Source organism: Paenibacillus sp. CECT 9249 (genome assembly GCF_918697855.1).
Lineage (GTDB): Bacteria > Bacillota > Bacilli > Paenibacillales > Paenibacillaceae > MSJ-34.
This window is the reverse complement of sequence record NZ_CAKKLI010000112.1, coordinates 1-748: the sequence shown is the minus strand read 5'-3', so window position 1 is coordinate 748 and position 748 is coordinate 1. Positions and strand designations below refer to the sequence as shown.

Sequence of the window (748 nt, the reverse complement as noted above, 5' to 3'; positions counted from 1 at the left end):
AAACGCGTCATTCAGGGAGAATTATCATAATTCCCCCTCTCGTATATCCGGATGCGGTCAGATTAACCGTCAATAGCAGGATAACTTACACCATCAATCTCCGGACATTATGCGTTAGCAATAACAGTTACTTCTTTGTGGAAATATACATTATGGGTTAAAACAAATAATTGAACAATATTATTTTGATTGTTCCTGATATCATCAATAAGTTTTAAAATAAGATTGCTAACGATAAATAATACATTGCTATCCAAACTAGAAATAGGGTCATCAATTACAACGACTTTATTCTCTGTAATAAGATCTCTGTTATTACTTCCATTCAACAAATGCATAAAATATAAAAACGTTACGAATGTCTTTTCACCTTCACTCAACGTCTGATTCACATCTTCTCCAGTGGATCGTACCAAGCGATAATTTCCCTGGTTTTGTGTATACGCAAACTTAAAATTTGTAAAATTATACGCTTTTAACAGACGATTCATTTCATTAACGGATGGAATTACACTAGTGATTTGAGCCTCTAAACCCTCGATTTCTGAAATCAATCTGTTTTTCTCAGATGTTTTTGATGAGATCCCATCTTTTATCCCTGTAATCGCATTCTTAATATTAAACCTAAATTTCGAAAGCCCGTAATATCAAACACTGAATATAGTGGATCTGCCTCGCGGACTGTAAAAAAGTGGAGGTTTCCCAGTTCGTTCGGTTCAAGTCAACATTATGTGGATACACTTTCCCC

The 748-nt window shown here is 34.8% G+C and carries 1 protein-coding gene; it reads right to left on the bottom strand.

Annotated elements, in window-relative coordinates; translation table 11 throughout:
* Positions 1-107: 107 nt before the first annotated feature.
* Positions 108-617, bottom strand: a complete 510-nt coding sequence (locus LQ229_RS26995; RefSeq protein ID WP_216541471.1) for an AAA family ATPase — start codon at positions 615-617, stop codon at positions 108-110.
* Between the last annotated feature and the right edge of the window lie 131 nt (positions 618-748).